This is a genomic window from Embleya scabrispora DSM 41855 (assembly GCF_000372745.1).
Taxonomy (GTDB): Bacteria; Actinomycetota; Actinomycetes; order Streptomycetales; family Streptomycetaceae; genus Embleya; species Embleya scabrispora.
The window spans coordinates 402,409-419,312 of the sequence record NZ_KB889562.1 but is presented as its reverse complement, the minus strand read 5'-3'; the positions used below and the strand labels follow the sequence as shown (position 1 = coordinate 419,312).

General features: G+C 74.0%; 12 protein-coding genes. All 12 read left to right on the top strand.

What is annotated here, in order from left to right; all coding sequences use genetic code 11:
* Positions 1-139 precede the first annotated feature (139 nt).
* Positions 140-616, top strand: a complete 477-nt coding sequence (locus A3IC_RS0103915; RefSeq protein WP_020548759.1) for a GNAT family N-acetyltransferase — start codon at positions 140-142, stop codon at positions 614-616.
* 384 nt (positions 617-1,000) lie between these two features.
* Positions 1,001-2,062 carry a methionine ABC transporter ATP-binding protein gene (locus A3IC_RS0103910; protein WP_020548758.1) on the top strand — a complete coding sequence of 354 codons (1,062 nt, stop codon included), beginning with the start codon at positions 1,001-1,003 and terminating at the stop codon, positions 2,060-2,062.
* A gap of 2 nt (positions 2,063-2,064) precedes the next feature.
* Positions 2,065-2,721: a methionine ABC transporter permease gene (locus tag A3IC_RS0103905; RefSeq protein ID WP_020548757.1), complete on the top strand. Its 657-nt coding sequence runs from the start codon at positions 2,065-2,067 to the stop codon at positions 2,719-2,721.
* A gap of 83 nt (positions 2,722-2,804) precedes the next feature.
* Complete coding sequence (locus A3IC_RS0103900) at positions 2,805-3,626, top strand: MetQ/NlpA family ABC transporter substrate-binding protein (RefSeq protein WP_020548756.1); 822 nt, start codon at positions 2,805-2,807, stop codon at positions 3,624-3,626.
* Between the two features lie 404 nt (positions 3,627-4,030).
* A complete protein-coding gene (locus A3IC_RS0103895; RefSeq protein ID WP_020548755.1) occupies positions 4,031-6,091 on the top strand; it encodes a putative cobaltochelatase in 2,061 nt (686 codons plus the stop codon).
* A 193-nt stretch (positions 6,092-6,284) separates the two neighbouring features.
* Positions 6,285-6,899 carry a cob(I)yrinic acid a,c-diamide adenosyltransferase gene (gene cobO, locus A3IC_RS0103890; RefSeq protein WP_020548754.1) on the top strand — a complete coding sequence of 205 codons (615 nt, stop codon included), beginning with the start codon at positions 6,285-6,287 and terminating at the stop codon, positions 6,897-6,899.
* A complete protein-coding gene (locus A3IC_RS0103885) occupies positions 6,896-8,383 on the top strand; it encodes a cobyrinic acid a,c-diamide synthase CobB (protein ID WP_020548753.1) in 1,488 nt (495 codons plus the stop codon). Before cobO ends, A3IC_RS0103885 begins: the two co-directional genes overlap by 4 nt.
* A gap of 451 nt (positions 8,384-8,834) precedes the next feature.
* A complete protein-coding gene (locus A3IC_RS70580; RefSeq protein WP_052173184.1) occupies positions 8,835-9,182 on the top strand; it encodes an SAM-dependent methyltransferase in 348 nt (115 codons plus the stop codon).
* Positions 9,089-9,811 (top strand): RsmD family RNA methyltransferase, encoded by a 723-nt coding sequence (locus tag A3IC_RS70575; protein WP_245599136.1) that lies wholly within the window; start codon positions 9,089-9,091, stop codon positions 9,809-9,811. Before A3IC_RS70580 ends, A3IC_RS70575 begins: the two co-directional genes overlap by 94 nt.
* Before the next feature lie 26 nt (positions 9,812-9,837).
* Positions 9,838-10,380, top strand: a complete 543-nt coding sequence (locus A3IC_RS52365) for a cobalamin biosynthesis protein (protein WP_020548751.1) — start codon at positions 9,838-9,840, stop codon at positions 10,378-10,380.
* A gap of 185 nt (positions 10,381-10,565) precedes the next feature.
* Positions 10,566-11,669, top strand: a complete 1,104-nt coding sequence (gene cobC, locus A3IC_RS0103870) for an Rv2231c family histidinol phosphate aminotransferase CobC (protein ID WP_020548750.1) — start codon at positions 10,566-10,568, stop codon at positions 11,667-11,669.
* Positions 11,666-16,819 carry a nicotinate-nucleotide--dimethylbenzimidazole phosphoribosyltransferase gene (gene cobT, locus A3IC_RS52360; protein WP_245599135.1) on the top strand — a complete coding sequence of 1,718 codons (5,154 nt, stop codon included), beginning with the start codon at positions 11,666-11,668 and terminating at the stop codon, positions 16,817-16,819. Before cobC ends, cobT begins: the two co-directional genes overlap by 4 nt.
* Positions 16,820-16,904: the final 85 nt, after the last annotated feature.

The window sequence follows — 16,904 nt, the reverse complement described above, 5'->3', positions numbered from 1 at the left end:
CCGTGTGGAACAGTGACGAATGCAGTGTTCAGCGAGTGTTCGAGAAGGGGACAACCCTCCCCCTTTGCGAAGGCACTGTGACATGACGCTGCGGCACACACATCCGCACGGTGATCAGGGCGATCAGGGGAGCAAACCGATGGGGCAGAACGTAGGCATCGGCACGGCGGACGTATCCGACGCCGAGCAGATCCTCAAGCTTCAGTACCTCTGTTACCAGGGCGAAGCAGCCCTGTACAACGACTATGGCATCGAGCCGCTGACGCAGAGCCTGGAGAGTCTGCGCGCCGAGTTCGACACGCACACCATCCTGGTGGCGCGCCTGGGCGAGGAGGTCGTCGGTTCGGTGCGCGGCACCATCGAGGACGGCGTGGCCCGCATCGGCAAACTGGTCGTGCACCCGCGGCTGCAGCGGCACATGCTCGGCACCCGGCTGCTGCGCGCGATCGAGGGGAAACTCGCCGACGCGGCCGAGTACGAGTTGTTCACCGGCCACCGCAGTGAGAACAACCTGCGACTGTACGAGCGGCTCGGGTACGTCTCCGGCCGGATCGAGAAGGTCAGCCCTCGGCTGAGCCTGGTCTACCTGCGCAAGACGGCCGTCCTCGCGGCCTGATCGACCGCCGGCGCCCGGCGAAACGGCGCTCGAAGCCCCGGTGACCATGGAATCCATGGCCGCCGGGGCTTTGTCGGTTCCGGTCGCAGGCGCCCCGGCCGGATGACATTTCCATTGCGGGGCGGGTGTCTGCTTTAATCGGATCATGTTCACGACGGCTCACACATCCGGCACCGCGGCTACCGCCACGGGTTGTCGTCGCATGTGCCGTTCGTGTCAGATCTGTCGAATGTGTGGCTGTTGAGGATTTGAGGGCCTGATCCCTCTCCCGGGCCGAGCGCTCCGCGCCCCCGGTGTCATCCCCGCCACGCCCCCTGTGTGACGAAATCGCGCGGCCCCTCGCCGGGCCCGATTCGGCACGCGCATCCAACCGAGGACTTCACGGTGATCCGTACCACTGCCCTGAGCAAGGTCTATCGCAGCCGAGAACGGCAGGTGACCGCGCTCGACAACGTCGACCTGCACGTGCGCGAAGGCGAGATCTTCGGCGTGCTCGGCCGCAGCGGCGCCGGCAAGAGCACCCTGATCCGCTGCCTGAACCTGCTGGAGCGCCCCACGTCGGGCACCGTCGAGGTGGGCGGGCGCGAGTTGACCACGCTGTCCGCGAGCGCGCTGCGCGCCGAACGGCGCGGGATCGGGATGATCTTCCAGCACTTCAACCTGCTCTCCAGCCGCACCGTCGCCGGAAACGTCGCGGTGCCGCTGGAGATCGCCGGCATCGCGCGTCGGGACCGGGCCCGCCGGGTGGCCGAACTGCTCGAACTGGTCGGGCTGAGCGAGCACGCCAAGGCGTATCCCGCGCAACTGTCCGGCGGGCAGAAGCAGCGGGTGGGCATCGCCCGTGCGCTGGCCGCCGAGCCGCGCGTGCTGCTGTCCGACGAGGCCACCTCGGCGCTCGACCCGGAGACCACCCGCTCGATCCTGGCGCTGCTGCGCGACCTGCGCGACCGGCTCGGCCTGACCATCCTGCTGATCACCCACGAGATGGACGTGGTCAAGAACATCTGCGACTCGGCGGCCCTGATGGAGGGCGGCCGGATCGTCGAGTCCGGGACGGTGGGCGAACTGCTCGGCCGCTCCGACTCGCGGCTGGCCCGGGAGATGTTCCCGCTGGGCACGCCCGATGTGCCGGCGGGCCGCACCGTGGTCGACATCACCTTCCGCGGCGAGGAGACGGCACAGCCGTTCATCTCCACGCTCGCGCGCACCTACAACGTGGACGTCAACGTGCTGGGCGCGGCGGTGGAGAGCGTCGGCGGTCGGCAGATCGGCCGGATGCGGATCTCGCTGGACGGCACGTTCGAGAACAACGTGGTGCCCATCGGCTACCTGCGCGAGCAGGGCCTGCAGGTCGACGTGGTCGACGAGGGCCCGGCCACCCCCACCGAGTCGGACGCCGACGTCGCCGCCGCCGACGGCGTGGCGCTCGCGGGCAAGGAGATCTGAAGATGACCTGGTCCGAGATGCGGCCACTGCTGGAGACCGCGACGCAGGAGACGTTGTACATGGTCGGCGTCTCGACGCTGATCACCGTGCTGATCGGGTTGCCGATCGGGCTGCTGCTGGTGCTCACCGACCGGGGCGGGCCGCTCGCGTTCGCGCCGGCGAACAAGCTGCTCGGCCTGGTGGTCAACGTGGGCCGCTCGATCCCGTTCCTGATCCTGCTCGTCGCGCTGATCCCGTTCACCCGGTGGGTGGTCGGCACCACGATCGGTACCGACGCCGCGATCGTGCCGCTGACCGTGGGCGCCATCCCCTTCTTCGCCCGCCTGGTGGAGACCGCCGTGCGCGAGGTGGACCGGGGGCTGATCGAGGCCGCGCAGTCGATGGGCGCGAGCACGATCACCATCGTGCGCAAGGTGCTCGTGCGTGAGGCGGTGCCCTCGATCATCTCCGCGATCACGGTGACCATCGTCGCGATCGTCGGCTACTCCGCGATGGCGGGCGTGGTCGGCGGCGGCGGGCTAGGCGACCTGGCCATCCGCTACGGCTACCAACGCTTCGAGACGAACCTGATGCTCGTCACCATCGCGGTGCTCGTCGTCCTGGTCCAACTCGTGCAATTCGTCGGCGATCTGCTCTCCCGCAGGCTCGCCCACCGCTAGGGCCGCCGGCTTTCGACCCGCGCAACCGTACGACGCGAGGCATCCCGCCCGCGTACACCGCACCACCAGGAAAGGCACTCTTCGTGCGTATCAACAAGTTTGTCGCCCTCACCGCCGTCACCGCCCTCGGACTCGGTCTCGCCGCCTGCGGCAGCGACGACAAGAAGGGCTCGTCCGCGTCCGACCCGCTCAAGGTCGCCGCCTCCGCCGTCCCGCACGCGCAGATCCTGAAGTACATCAAGGACAACCTCGCGGCGAAGGAGGGCCTGAAGCTGGACGTCAAGGAATTCGCCGACTACACCCAGCAGAATCCGGCCCTGGACGAGGGCAACGTCGACGCCAACTTCTTCCAGCACAAGCCGTATCTGGACGAGTTCAACAAGGAGAAGAAGACCAGCCTGGTTCCGGTCGTGCCGGTGCACCTGGAGCCGCTGGCGTTCTACTCCAAGAAGGTCAAGTCGCTCGCCGACCTCAAGGAGGGCGCGACCGTCGCGTTCCCCAACGACGCCACCAACGGCGGTCGCGCACTCAAGCTGCTCGCCGACAACGGTGTGATCAAGCTCAAGGACGGCGCGGGCACCACGGCGACCGAGAAGGACGTCGTGGACAACCCGAAGAAGCTCAAGTTCAAGGCGATCGAGGCGGCCCAGCTGCCCCGTGCGCTGGACGACGTGGACGGCGCGGTGATCAACGGCAACTACGCGCTGGACGCCAAGCTGACCCCGGGCAAGGACGGCATCGCGGTCGAGAAGGCGGAGAACAACCCGTACGCGAACGTCCTGGTGGTCAAGAAGGGCAAGGAGAACGACCCGCGCGTGCAGAAGCTGGCCAAGCTGCTGAACTCGCCCGAGGTGAAGAAGTTCATCGCCGACGAGTACAAGGGCAACGTGCTGCCCGCGTTCTGATCCGCGCGTAGCGCATCACCACGGCCCCCGTCGCCCGGCGGGGGCCGTGGCGCGTTTTTTGGCGTATGAGAGGCTGTCGCCGACAGCAGGGAAGGAATCCGGCGTATCGCGCGGAGCACCTTCGGGCCCGGTGTCGAGGTATGTGCGCGTGCTCCACGAGGGTTCGGGCACACCTCGACACCGGTACGTCCGAGGGAGGCGGCGCGATGCGGCAACCCGGAGCGGTCCCGCCACTGTGAACGCGCGCCGTCGGGCGGGCGTGAGCCAGAGACTTGCCGCTGTCCGGGGCCCGAGTCACGGGTCCCGCAACCGACCAGGGCGTGGACACCCGAGGGAGGCCGACGGCGCATGCCTGCGTGCTTTGTGACAACCGACCGCATATCCACTGGCGCGGGACGACGCGGATGAGCGCCGCCTACCCGTTCTCCGCGATCGTCGGCCTGGCCGATCTGCGACTGGCGCTCGTGCTCAACGCGGTCTCGCCCGCGGTCGGCGGGGTGCTCGTGCGCGGCGAGAAGGGCACTGCCAAGTCGACCATGGTGCGTGCGCTCGCCGGTCAACTGCCCGCGGTCGCGGTGGTGCCCGGTTGCCGCTTCTCCTGCGACCCGGCCGCCCCGGACGCACAGTGCCCGGACGGCCCGCACGCCCCGAAGCTCGTCGGCACCACCCGCGCCGCGCGCCTGGTCGAACTGCCGGTCGGCGCGAGTGAGGACCGACTGGCCGGCTCGCTGGACATCGAGCGCGCGCTGACCGAGGGCGTCAAGGCGTACGAGCCCGGCCTGCTGGCCGCCGCGCACCGAGGCGTGTTGTACGTCGACGAGGTCAACCTGCTGCACGACCACCTGGTGGATCTGCTCCTGGACGCGGCGGCGATGGGCACCTCGCACGTCGAGCGCGAGGGGGTGTCCGTGCGGCACGCCGCGCGATTCCTGCTCGTGGGCACGATGAACCCGGAAGAGGGCGAGTTGCGACCGCAGTTGCTCGACCGGTTCGGGCTGACGGTGGAGGTCGCGGCCAGCCGGGAGCCGCGCGAGCGGGCCGAGGTGGTGCGCCGACGGTTGGCGTACGAGGCCGACCCCGACGCGTTCGCGGCCCGCTGGGCGGGCGAGGACGCCGAGTTGGCCGAGCGCATCCTGCGCGCCCGCGCCGTCCTGGCGGACGTGGTGCTACCGGACGCCGAACTGGAGCGGATCGCTCGGGTGTGCGCGTCGTTCGAGGTGGACGGGATGCGCGCGGACCTGGTCACGGCGCGCACCTCGATCGCGCTGGCCGCCTGGCACGGTCGGACCGAGGTGACGGCGCAGGATGTGCGCGCGGCGGCGCTGCTCGCGCTGCCGCATCGACGGCGGCGCAACCCCTTCGACGCGCCGGGGCTGGATGAGGAACACCTCGACGAGGCGCTGCGCGACCCGGACGTGCCGGAGCCGGAACCGGAGCCCGAGCCGGAACCGGAACCGGAGGGCGACGGGCCGGACGGTGGCGGGTCGCCGCAGTCTGACGCGAACGCGTCGGGAGGCTCGGACGGGTCGGGCAACGCGGCCGAGGCGCCCAAGCGGACCGAGGCGACGCCGAGTTCGCGGCCGGGCACCGAGGACGCGCCCGTCGAGGGTGCGCCCGCCGCTTCGGGCGGTGGACGGGAGCAGGCCGCCGTCGCGGCGGCCGAGCCGTACCGCACCCGACTGTTCTCGGTGCCCGGGGTGGGCCAGGGCGCGGCCGGGCGTCGCTCGCGCGCGCGGACCGCGAGCGGGCGCACCACCGGTGCGCAGGTCGCGGCCGGCCGGGTGACCCGGCTGCACGTCGCGGCCACGGTGCGGGCGGCGGCGTTGCATCAGAAGGCGCGCGGTCGCACCGGAGCGGGGCTGCTGCTGCGGCGCGCGGATCTGCGCGAGGCGGTCCGTGAGGGCCGCGAGGGCAACCTGGTGCTGTTCGTGGTGGACGCGTCCGGGTCGATGGCGGCGCGCAAGCGCATGCGGGCGGTCAAGGGCGCGGTGCTCTCCCTGCTCCTGGACGCCTACCAGCGGCGGGACAAGGTCGGCCTGGTCACCTTCCGCGGCGCGGACGCCGCGCTGGTGTTGCCGCCGACCTCCTCGGTCGAGATCGGCGCGGCCCGACTGGCCGCGCTGCCCACCGGCGGGCGTACCCCGGTGGGGGCCGGACTGCTGCGCGCACACGAGACGTTGCGGGTGGAGCGGCTGCGTGATCCGCTGCGTCGGGCGCTGGTGGTCGTGATCACCGACGGCCGGGCCACCGGCGGCCGCAACGCGCTGGGCGAGAGCCGGCGGGCGGCGCGGTTGTTGGCCGCGACGGGGGTCGCCTCGTTGGTGGTGGACTGCGAGAGCGGACCGGTTCGGCTCGGGCTGGCGGCGCGGCTCGCGGTCGACCTGGGCGGCCCGGTGGTCACATTGGACGAATTGGCGGCGGACGGCCTGGCGGGGCTGGTGCGGGATGTGCGTTCGGTCGCCTGACCCGCGGCCCGACCCGCCGGCCGGATTCGCCGCCGGCCGCGGGTGGGCCGATCCACGACTCGCCGGCCTCGTACGCCGCACGGGTCGAGGTGTTCGGCCCGTGCGGTGACCGAGGCCGGTTCGGTGTCGCGCTCGTGCCTTCGTCGACCCTCCTACACAGGGCCGACATTCCTCTGGACAAAGGGAGATCACCATGCCGCAGGGCGTTCCCACCCACGTGCCCGCCGACGGGCTGACCACGCGTCAGCGTCGGAATCGGGCCCTGGTCGTCGTGCACACCGGGCCCGGCAAGGGCAAGTCCACCGCCGCGTTCGGGTTGGCCCTGCGCGGCTGGAATCAGGGCTGGCCGATCGGGGTGTTCCAGTTCGTGAAGTCGGCGAAGTGGAAGGTCGGCGAGGAGAACGTGCTGCGCACCCTCGGCCGCGTGCACACCGAGACCGGCGAGGGTGGTCCGGTCACGTGGCACAAGATGGGCGAGGGCTGGTCCTGGATCCAGCGCGAGGGCACCCAGGAGGACCACGCCGAGGCGGCCCGACAGGGCTGGGAGCAGATCAAGCGGGACCTGGCCGCCGAGACCTATCGGGTGTACGTGCTCGACGAGTTCACCTACCCGATGAAGTGGGGCTGGGTGGACGTGGACGAGGTGGTCGCGGTACTGCGTGATCGGCCCGGCAGCCAACACGTGGTGATCACCGGTCGCGACGCCGACCCGCGCCTGATCGAGGCGGCCGACCTGGTCACCGAGATGACCAAGATCAAGCACCCGATGGACGCGGGCCAAAAGGGCCAGCGAGGCATCGAGTGGTGAGTGCTTCGGCGCTGCCGCGCGTGGTGATCGCCGCGCCCGCCTCCGGACACGGCAAGACCACCGTCGCCACCGGTCTGATCGCGGCGTTCACCCGACGCGGTGACGTCGTGTCGCCGCACAAGGTGGGGCCGGACTACATCGATCCCGGCTATCACGCGCTCGCCGCCGGCCGGCCCGGGCGCAACCTGGACCCGTTCCTGGTCGGCGAGGAGCGGATCGCGCCGCTGTTCGCGCACGGTGCGCGCGGTGCCGATCTGGCCGTGGTCGAGGGCGTGATGGGCATGTTCGACGGTGCGGCCGGTCGTGGCGGGTACGCCTCCACCGCGCACGTCGCGCGCCTGCTCGCGGCGCCGGTGATCCTGGTCGTGGACGCGCGGGCGCAGAGCCGCTCGGTGGCCGCGCTCGTGCGCGGGTTCGACGCGTTCGATCCGGACGTGGGCGTGGCCGGGGTGATCCTGAACCGGGTCGGTTCGGACCGGCACGAGAGCATGCTGCGCGAGGCGCTGGACGAGATCGGCATGCCGGTCCTGGGTGTGCTGCGCCGACACGACGCGATCGCCAAACCGGCCCGGCACCTGGGCCTGGTCCCGGTCGCCGAACGGCACGCGGACGCCCTGCGCACGGTGGACGCGCTCGGCGAACTGCTCGCGCGCAGCGTGGACCTGGCCGCGGTGCGGCGGATCGCGGCGGGCGCGGGGCCGCTGCCGGACGCGCCGTGGGACCCGGTGCACGAGGTGGCCGGACCGATTCCCGGGCGGCCCACCATCGCGCTCGCGGGCGGTTCGGCGTTCACCTTCGCCTACGCGGAGACCGCCGAACTGCTCGGTGCGGCCGGGGCCGAGGTGGTCACCCTCGACCCGCTGCGCGACGAGCGGCTGCCGGTGGGCACGGCGGGGCTCGTGCTGGGCGGCGGCTTTCCCGAGGTGTACGCGGCGGAGTTGTCCGCCAACACGACGCTGCGCGCGGACGTGGCGGCGCTGGCCGCGCGCGGCGGCCCGATCGCGGCCGAGTGCGCGGGTCTGCTCTACCTGGCCCGGACGCTGGACGGTGCGCCGATGTGCGGTGTGCTGGACGCCGACGCGCGGATGACCGAGCGGTTGACCCTGGGCTATCGGGAGGCGACGGCCGCGCACGACTCGGTGCTCGCGGCGACCGGTCGGGTGGTGCGCGGGCACGAGTTCCACCGCACGACGCTCACGCCGCGGGCCGGGCACCGGGCGGCGTGGAGCCTGGGCGACGCCGGCCTGGAAGGGCACATCGCCGGATCGGTGCACGCGTCGTATCTGCACGCGCACTGGGCCGGCGCGCCCGATCTGGCCCGGCGGTTCGCCCGGTCCTGCGCGCTCGCGGCGGATTCGGCGGGCGCGGCGGGCGGGGGTGCGCGAAACGGCGCGGGAGGGTGGCCGGATTCCGACCGCGGGGACGGGAACACCCCGGGGCGTGTCCCGCATCCCCCGCCGAGCGCCACGACGCCCGGAGCATGACGGGGGATCGAAGACAGGCCCCGGGCCCAAGGCACCGGACGACGCGGCCTGATCCACCGGGATCCGCCGGACAGGGCCCGGGCCGGTGATCGGCGCAACCTCGAACGGAGGAGCCGACGTCGTGTCGGATACGGGCTCCTCTTGGTGGGCGCCGCCGCATGACCACGTGTGCAACCTCCCCCGGGGTTTCGCACGACGAGGGGGATGGCCATGGCTGATCGGGTGACCGTGATCGGGTACGACGGCGCCCCGCTGTCGGCACCGGCGGTGGAGGCGCTGCGGACGGCGACCCTGGTGGCGGGCCCGGAACGGCTGTCGGCCGCCGTCGCGGTGCCCGAGGGCGCCGAGCGGGTCGTGCTGGGCAACGTGCACGTGGCCGCGCAGCGGATGGGCGCGCATCGCGGCATCGCGGTGGTGCCGGCCGTCGGCGGCCCCGGGGTTCTTCGGGATCGTGCGGCTGTTGCGCCGGGCCGAATACGGCCTGGAGCTGGAGATCGTGCCCGCGGTGTCCTCGGTGGCGCCGGCGTTCGCCCGGGCCTCGATGCCGTGGGACGACGCGCGGGTGGTCAGCGCCGTGGGCCGGGACGTGCGGCGCGCAGCGAACGTGTGCCGGGCGTTCGGCAAGGTCGCGGTGCTCACCGGTCCGGGCGCGGGGCCGGCCGAACTCGCCGCGATGCTCCCGGATGTGCCGCGCACGTTCGTGGTGTGTGCGAGCACCTGGGCACCGAGCGGGAGGAGATCTCGATGGTCTCCGCCGAGCACGCGATCGAGCACGAGTGGTCCGACGTGGACGTGGTGATCGTGATCGGGCCGGCCCCGCGCCCGGGCGCGGCGGCGGGCCGGCCGGCGGGCGAACGCCCCGGTTTTCCCGGGTCGGTGCGCGGCTGGGCGGCGCCGGAGGACGTGTACGCGCATCGGGCGGGCGCGATCACCCGGGCCGAGGCGCGCGCTCCGGTGGTGGCCCGACTCGGGCCGCGGCTGGGCGACCTGGTCCGGGACATCGGTGCGGGCAGTGGTTCGGTGGGTATCGAGTGCGCACGGCACGGCGCGGCGGTGGTCGCGGTCGAACAGGACGCGTTCGGGTGCGACCTGATCACCGAGAACGCCGGCCGATTCGGGGTCGAGCCGCAGGTGGTGCACGGCAAGGCGCCCGACGTGTTGTCCCGATTGCCGTTGCCGGACGTGGTGTTCGTCGGCGCCGGCGGACCCTCGACGGTGGCCGCGTGCGCGGCGCGCCGGCCGGAGCGGATCGAGGCCGCGATGTCCGAGGTGGATCGGGTGGCCGAGGCGCGCGCGGTGTTGGCGCGTTCGGATTGCACCGTGGAGGACTGTCTGTTGCGGGCATCGCGGCCGGCGCCGGTCGCCGGTGGCACCCAGCGATGGGAACCGGCGCATTTGGTGTTCGTGTCGTGGGGGGACCGGGCTTGACCGGGGATCGGGTGTCGGGTGGGCCGGTGACCGGAGGCCGGGCGGCGGGAGTTGCCGCGTCGGATGCTTCGCCGTCGAGCGCCGTTCAGGGGCTGGATTCGGCCACGGTCGGCCCGGCGTCGGTCGGTCGGGACCTGGTGGTCGGAGTCGGGGCGGCGCGCGGAGTGGGCGCGCAGGAGGTGCGCGCGAGCGTGTGCGCCGTGCTCGCGCGGGCCGGGCTGGCGCGCTCGGCGGTACTGGCGCTGGTGACCGTGACGGCCCGGGCGGACGAGCCGGGACTGGTCGCGGGAGCGGCGCTGCTCGGGCTGCCGCTGGTCGCGCGTACGGCGCGGGAACTCGCCGCGGTGCCGGTGCCGCACCCGTGCGAGCGGGTCCGGGCGGCGGTCGGGACGCCGGGCGTGGCCGAGGCCGCCGCTCGACTGGGGCCGCGGTCGGGTGCCCCGTTGGGCGAGTTGTTGGTGACCAAGACGCGCGGTGTGGGGGCGCGCCCACGCTGTACGGTCGCGGTGGCCCGCCATCGACCGGCGGGTGGGTGGGCGAACGCCCAGGCGGAACAACAAACGCCGTGATCGGTACGGGAATGGGCGGATTCGACGGTGTGGCAGTCGATTTCGCACGGCGAACCGGTCGGGAAGTGCCGGCTCACGGTCAACGCCGGGACCCCGGCCGTCGGACCGGGCACCATCACCACCATCATGGACACGAACGACACGGGCGGGGCAGGGGCACCGGGCAGGGGTACGGAACCACGGACATGGGCAGTGACGCGATGACGGAACTCGACGGGCCCATTCCCGACGAACGGGGCGGCGCGCCGGGCGCACGCGTCGCACCGGACGTGGACCTGCGCCACCACGGCGACGCGGAAGTCGGGCCGGGACTGGTGGACCTCGCGGTCAACGTCCGGCTCACGGCCCCGCCGCCGTGGCTCGTGCACCGCCTCACCGCGAGCCTGGGCGAGCTGGCCGCCTATCCCGACACCGGCCGGGCCCGGGCCGCCATCGCGGCCCGACACCGGCGCCCGATCGCCGAAGTGCTGCCCACGGCGGGCGCGGCCGAGGCGTTCGTGCTGCTCGCCCGGACCCTGACCCCTCGACACGCGGTGGTCGTGCACCCGCAGTTCACCGAGCCCGAAGCCGCGTTGCGGGCCGCCGGGCACACCGTGCACCGGGTGTTGCTGGACGAGCAGGACGGCTTCTCCCTCGATCCGGCCCGGATTCCGGACGAGGCCGACCTGGTCGTTCTGGGCAACCCGACCAACCCCACCTCGGTACTGCACCCGGCGGCCACGATCGCCGCGCTCGCGCGCCCCGGCCGAATCCTGGTGGTCGACGAGGCGTTCGCCGATACGATCCCCGGCGAACCCGAAAGCGTGGCCGACCGACGCGATCTGCCCGGGCTCGTGGTTGTGCGAAGTCTCACGAAAACCTGGGCGTTGGCCGGTCTTCGAATCGGTTACGTCCTGGCTTCCCCGGATCTGGTGCGCATCCTCACGGACGCTCAGCCGTTGTGGTCGGTGTCGACACCGGCGCTGATCGCCGCCGAGGCGTGCTGCACGCCGGAGGCGCTCGCGCAGGCGGAGGCGTTGGCCGTTACGCTCGCGGCTGACCGTTCGTACCTCGTGGAGAGGCTGCGCACGGTCTCGGGGATGCGACTACCGGTCGTTCCCCGTTCCTCGTTCGTGCTCGCGCGGATCGAGGGGGGCCCAGAGATCCGCGAGCAGCTGAGGGAGCGAGGCTACGCGGTTCGGCGGGCCGACACCTTTCCGGGCCTGGGCCCGGATTGGCTTCGGATCGCGGTGCGGGATCGTGCCACGACGCTGGCCTTCGCGGCTGCCCTGGAAGGAGTAGTTACATGAGCGAAGCCGACGAGCGCCGACCTGCTGGGGAGGGCGTGGGCCCTGCCCCCGCCAGGCACGCCGCCGGCACCGGTCCGGTGGGGGAACCGGCCGGTCCATACCCGTACGACGATCTGGACGACGAGGACTCGCTGTTGATGCCGGGGCCGCAGGCCGGCTGGGCCGACCCGAACGTGCCGGTACCGGCTGCTCCCGGGATGTCCCTGGCCGATCGCATGGCCGCGGCCGGCGACGACGCCTCGGGACAGGCGCCGGTGCCGCCGGTCGAGCAGGCGTACGACGCCGTGCCCGGCCCGCAGTCCGGCATGTTCGCCGCGATGATCATCGACGAGCCGGAACCGCAGGAGACTTATGCCGCGCCGATGACGGCCGGCCAGATCCCCTATCCGCCCGGTCCGATGACGCCGCATCAGGAAGTCCCGCAGCCGGTCCAGGGGTTCGGCCCTGGGGAGTACGGCGCGCCGCAGGGCGTGGCCGAGCCGTACCCGGCGCCGGCCCCGGGCGCACTCGCGCCGGGCGTGCCGGGCCAGGGCCTGCCGAGTCAGGGCATGCCCGCGCCCGCCGCGCCGCCCGCGCAGGCGGTGCCCGTCGTACCGCCGCCCGCCGCGCCGCTGTTCGTGCAGCCGATCGCCGGGCAGCCGATTGCCGAGTACGCCCCGGAGGTGCCGCAGGCAGCGCCCGTGGCCGGGTCCGAGGTGCCGTCGGGTGCGATGCCGCACCCGACGCCCGGCCCGGCGGCCGGTGCGTTCGTCGAGCAGCCCGGAGTCACCGGCGGTCGGCTGCGCCAGCGTGTACGCGCGGCGCAGACCGTGGACCAGCCGCAGCAGGCACCGCAGTCGGCGGCGCCGCAACCGCCGGCGCCCCCGCAGCCGGCCCGGCCGGTCGGCGCGAACCCGGCGGACACCCCGCCGTTCCCGGTCGCCGCCGCCGTGCCGCAGCGCACCACCCTGCCGCCGCGGCGGCAGCGGCGGGTCGGTCGCGGCCCGGTGCCGCAGCAGGCCGGCCCGCACAGTGGCGCACACCCCGTGGGCGACGCGGTCAACACCGGTATCCCGGCGCAGGCGACACCGGCGCAGGCGGTGCCGGTGGTACCGCCGCAGCCGGTCGAGCCGGTGCCTGCCGCGCCGATCGCGGCCGCCGCCCCGGTCGAGGCGGTCGTGCCTGCCGCGCCGGTCGCGGAGCAGCCCGTGCCGCCGGTCGCACCGCAGGCCGAGCCCGTGCCGGCGGTCACCGCGCCGGCCATACCGCAACCGTTGCCGGGCGTGCCGCCGCAGCCCGCGCATCCCAGATTCGTCCAGGCCACGCCGGACGCGGTCGTCGACGCGCTGGTCGGGCAGACCGCATCGGCTCCGGCCGGACCGCCCGCCGCCGAACCCACGCCCGCCGCGGGCCCGATCGGCAGCGCGGAGGCGGCCCTTGCGGTGCCGCCGGGCGCGGCCGACGCGGTTGCGGCCGATGCGCCGGCGGTCGCGCCTGTGGCTGTGCCCGCGACAGAGCCCGCGGCCGAACCGCCCGCCGGCATCGCGCCGGAGCCGGTCCGGGTCGAGGCCGGTCCGGTCGAGGCCGAGTCCGTGGTCGCAACCGCGCCGTCCGTCGCGGCACAGCGGGAGAACGCCGCGCCGTCGGTGCCGGCCGGGCAGGTGCCGTCGGTCGCGTCCGTCGTGCCGGAAGGCACCGGAAGCCGGCGACGCAAGCCCGAGGCCGATTCGGCGCCGGCCGATTCGGGTGCGCACGGGGCGGTTTCCGCCGGAACGCCGATCGGCCCGGTCCCGCCGCCCGAGCCGGTGACCGGCCGGGTCGCCGAGGAGGCCGCGGTCGCAGCGCCGGCGGCCGAGCCGGTCGCGCCCGTCGCCGACGCGGTCGCGTCGCCGGATGCGGCGAACGCGAGTACGGCGGAGGCGCCGGCCGAGGGTACGCCGGTGGTACCGCCCGTACCGGCGGAGTCCGGTGTGGACGTCGGCTCGTCCGAGGGTTCGAACACGGCGCCCGTCGCGGCCGGCGTACAGCCGGCCAGGCCGGCGACCGGGCCGCAGGCCGAGCCCGTGGCGGTCGTGGCAGTCGCGCCGGAGGGCGTGGCGACCGAGGTGCCCGCCGAGAACGAGGCGGCGGCGGCAGTGGGTTCGGAGCAGGGTGTGGCGCCTGTGGCGCCGAGTGCACCCACCGGAGCGGGGGAGCCGGCCGCAGCCGCGGCGTCCACCGAGCCGACCGCACCGGGCGCGCAGGCTGCTTCGGCCCCGCCGCCGCAGCCGACCGAGCAGGCCGGGCAGACCGAGTCGGCAGCGCAGACCGAGTCGGCCGCGCAGCCGGCACCTGCGGCGCAGCCCGTGCCACCGGTGGCGACCGCGCCCGCCGAGCAGGTCGCGCCCGCCGGCCCGACCGTGCCGGCCGAGCAGGTCGCGCCCGCCGAGCAGCCCGCGCCGGCCGCGCCGGTCACGCCGACTGAGCAGCCCGCTCCGGCTGCGCCCGTCGAGCAGCCCGCTCCGGTCACGCCCGCCGAGCAGCCCGCATCGGCCGCTCCGGACGGGGCCGGTCCGACCTCGGCCGAGCCGTCCGCGCCAGGTGAGCGGGCGGGCGGTGCGCAACCCGCCGCCGAGGCCGCTCCGGTCGCCGCGCAGCCGGTCACGAGTGACCCCGGCCTCGAACCGGTCGCCGACGGCGCGCCGGTCGTGGACGGAACAGGTGCCGCGTCCGCCGAGGCGACATCCGTCGCCGCGGTGAACGACGCGTCGACCGAGGCCGCCCCGGCCCCGATCGGGAACGCGGCGCCCGCCGCCGCCGTCCCGGCCGGACCGACCACGCAGTCCATCGCGGCGGAGCTCCTCGCCGAGGAGATCCCCGCCCCGTCGACCGCCGAGCAGCCGGCGCCCGCGACGGCCCCCGAGCCCGTCGCGGATCCCCCCGCGACCGCAGCCGCGCCGCCCGCCGACCCGATCGAGACCGGATCGGCCGTCGCCGACCCGGCGGGTCCCCGTACGTCCGAGGAAAGCACCGTCATGCACGGCCCCCAGAGCACACCCGGCAGCGCCGAGCCCGATCGGCAGCCGCAGCCCGCGGTCGTCGTCGGGACCGGCGAGATCCCCCGGATTCCGCCGCCGCCGGCCGAGCCGGTCGGCCTCCCTGCGGCCGACCCGGCCCAGGGCCGGCAGACCGACGTGGCCGCGTCCGAGGCGCCCGCGCCGGCGGGCGCCGCGCCGACCGACGGTGACGCGGCGGGCGAGTCCGCCTCGGCGACCGCGGTCACCGTGGTGTTGCCCGCCGCCGAGCGGCCGGCCACGGTCGAGCCGGCAGCGGCGGCCGAGGAGTCGCAACCCGAGGCGGCCGCGGCCGCATCGGCCGGTGAACCGCAAGACGTCGCCACGTCCGATTCGGAATCGGACCCGCAGCCGGAGCCCGAGCCCGAGGTCGAGCGCGGCCCCGCCGCTCCCGGCTACGACGATGCGGCGCGCGAGGCGGTGCATCGGGTGATGCGCGAGCGCCGGGACGTCCGGGCCGGCTTCCGGCCCGACCCGGTGCCGGACGACGTCCTGGTCCGGGTCCTGGAGGCCGCGCACGCGGCGCCCAGCGTGGGGTACTCGCAGCCGTGGGACTTCGTGGTGATCCGCTCCGAGGAGACCCGGGTCACCGTCCAGGAACTGGCCCAGCGGCAGCGCGAGGCGTACGCCACCTCGCTGCCCAAGGCCCGGGCCAAGCAGTTCCTGGAGATCAAGGTCGAGGCGATCCTGGAGACCCCGGTCAACATCGTGGTCACCGTGGACTCCACGCGCGGCGGTCGGCACACCCTGGGCCGGCACACCCAGCCGCAGATGGGCCCCTACTCCAGCGCGCTCGCGGTGGAGAACCTGTGGCTCGCCGCCCGGGCCGAGGGCCTCGGGGTCGGCTGGGTGAGCTTCTTCGACGAGCGCGAGCTGGCCACAGCACTGGGCCTGCCCGAGCACATCGACGTGGTCGCCTACCTGTGCGTCGGCTACGTGGACGCGTTCCCCGACGAGCCGGAGCTGGCCACCTCGGGATGGGCCAAGGCCCGGCCGCTGTCGTGGGTGGTGCACGAGGAGACCTACGGCCGGCGCGGTCTGCCCGGCGAGGAGCCGGTCAGCCTGCTCGACGAGACGCTCCGGTCGGTGCGTCCGCTCGACGCCAAGACGCTGGGCGCGGCGTGGGAACACCAGCGCAACATGACCAAGCCGCCCGGTTCGCTGGGCATCCTGGAGACGATCGGCGCGCAGTTGTCCGGGCTGGCCCGGACCTTCCCGCCGCCCATCCCGGAGCCCGCCGCGGTCGCGGTGTTCGCCGCCGACCACGGGGTGCACGCCCAGGGCGTGTCGCCGTGGCCGCAGGAGGTCACCGCGCAGATGGTGGGCAACTTCCTCGCGGGTGGCGCCGTGGTCAACGCGTTCGCCAAGCAGATCGGCGTCGAGGTGTGCGTCGTGGACGTCGGCGTCGCGACCGAGTTGCCGAACGCGACCGGACTGCTGCCGCGCCGGATCCGGCCGGGTACCGCGGACATGACCCAGGGCCCGGCGATGACCCGCGAGGAGGCCATCGCCGCGATCGAGGTCGGCATCGAGACCGCCCGCGACCTGGTCACCGCCGGCAACCGGGGCCTGCTCACCGGCGACATGGGGATCGCGAACACGACCGCGTCCGCCGCGCTGATCTCGGTGTTCACCGGTGTGGAGGTCGCCGAGGTCACCGGTCGCGGGACCGGCATCGACGACGCCACGCACCGGCGCAAGATCGAGGTGGTCAAGGCCGCACTGGCGCGGCACGAGCCCGATCCCGGTGACCCGATCGGCGTACTGGCCGCGGTCGGCGGCCTGGAGCACGCCGCGCTCGCCGGCTACATCATCGGCGCGGCGGCGCTGCGCGTACCGGTCGTGCTCGACGGGGTGATCGCCGGTGCGGCCGCCCTGGTCGCGCAGGCCATCGCGCCGGAGGCGATCCAAGCGTGCGTCGCGGGCCACCGTTCGGCCGAACCCGGCCATGCGGCGGCCCTGGCGAAGTTGTCGCTGCGTCCGCTGGTCGAGTTGGAGATGCGGCTCGGCGAGGGCACCGGCGCGGTGCTCGCGCTGCCGCTGGTGCAGAGCGCGGTCCGCGTACTGCACGATGTGGCCACGTTCGACTCGGCGGGAGTCAGCGGCAAAACCGACTGATTTCGACCCCCGCCCGCAGCAGCCGAAGGGCACCTCCGCCACGATGGAGTGGCGGAGGTGCCCTTTCCGCGCGGAAAAACCCGCC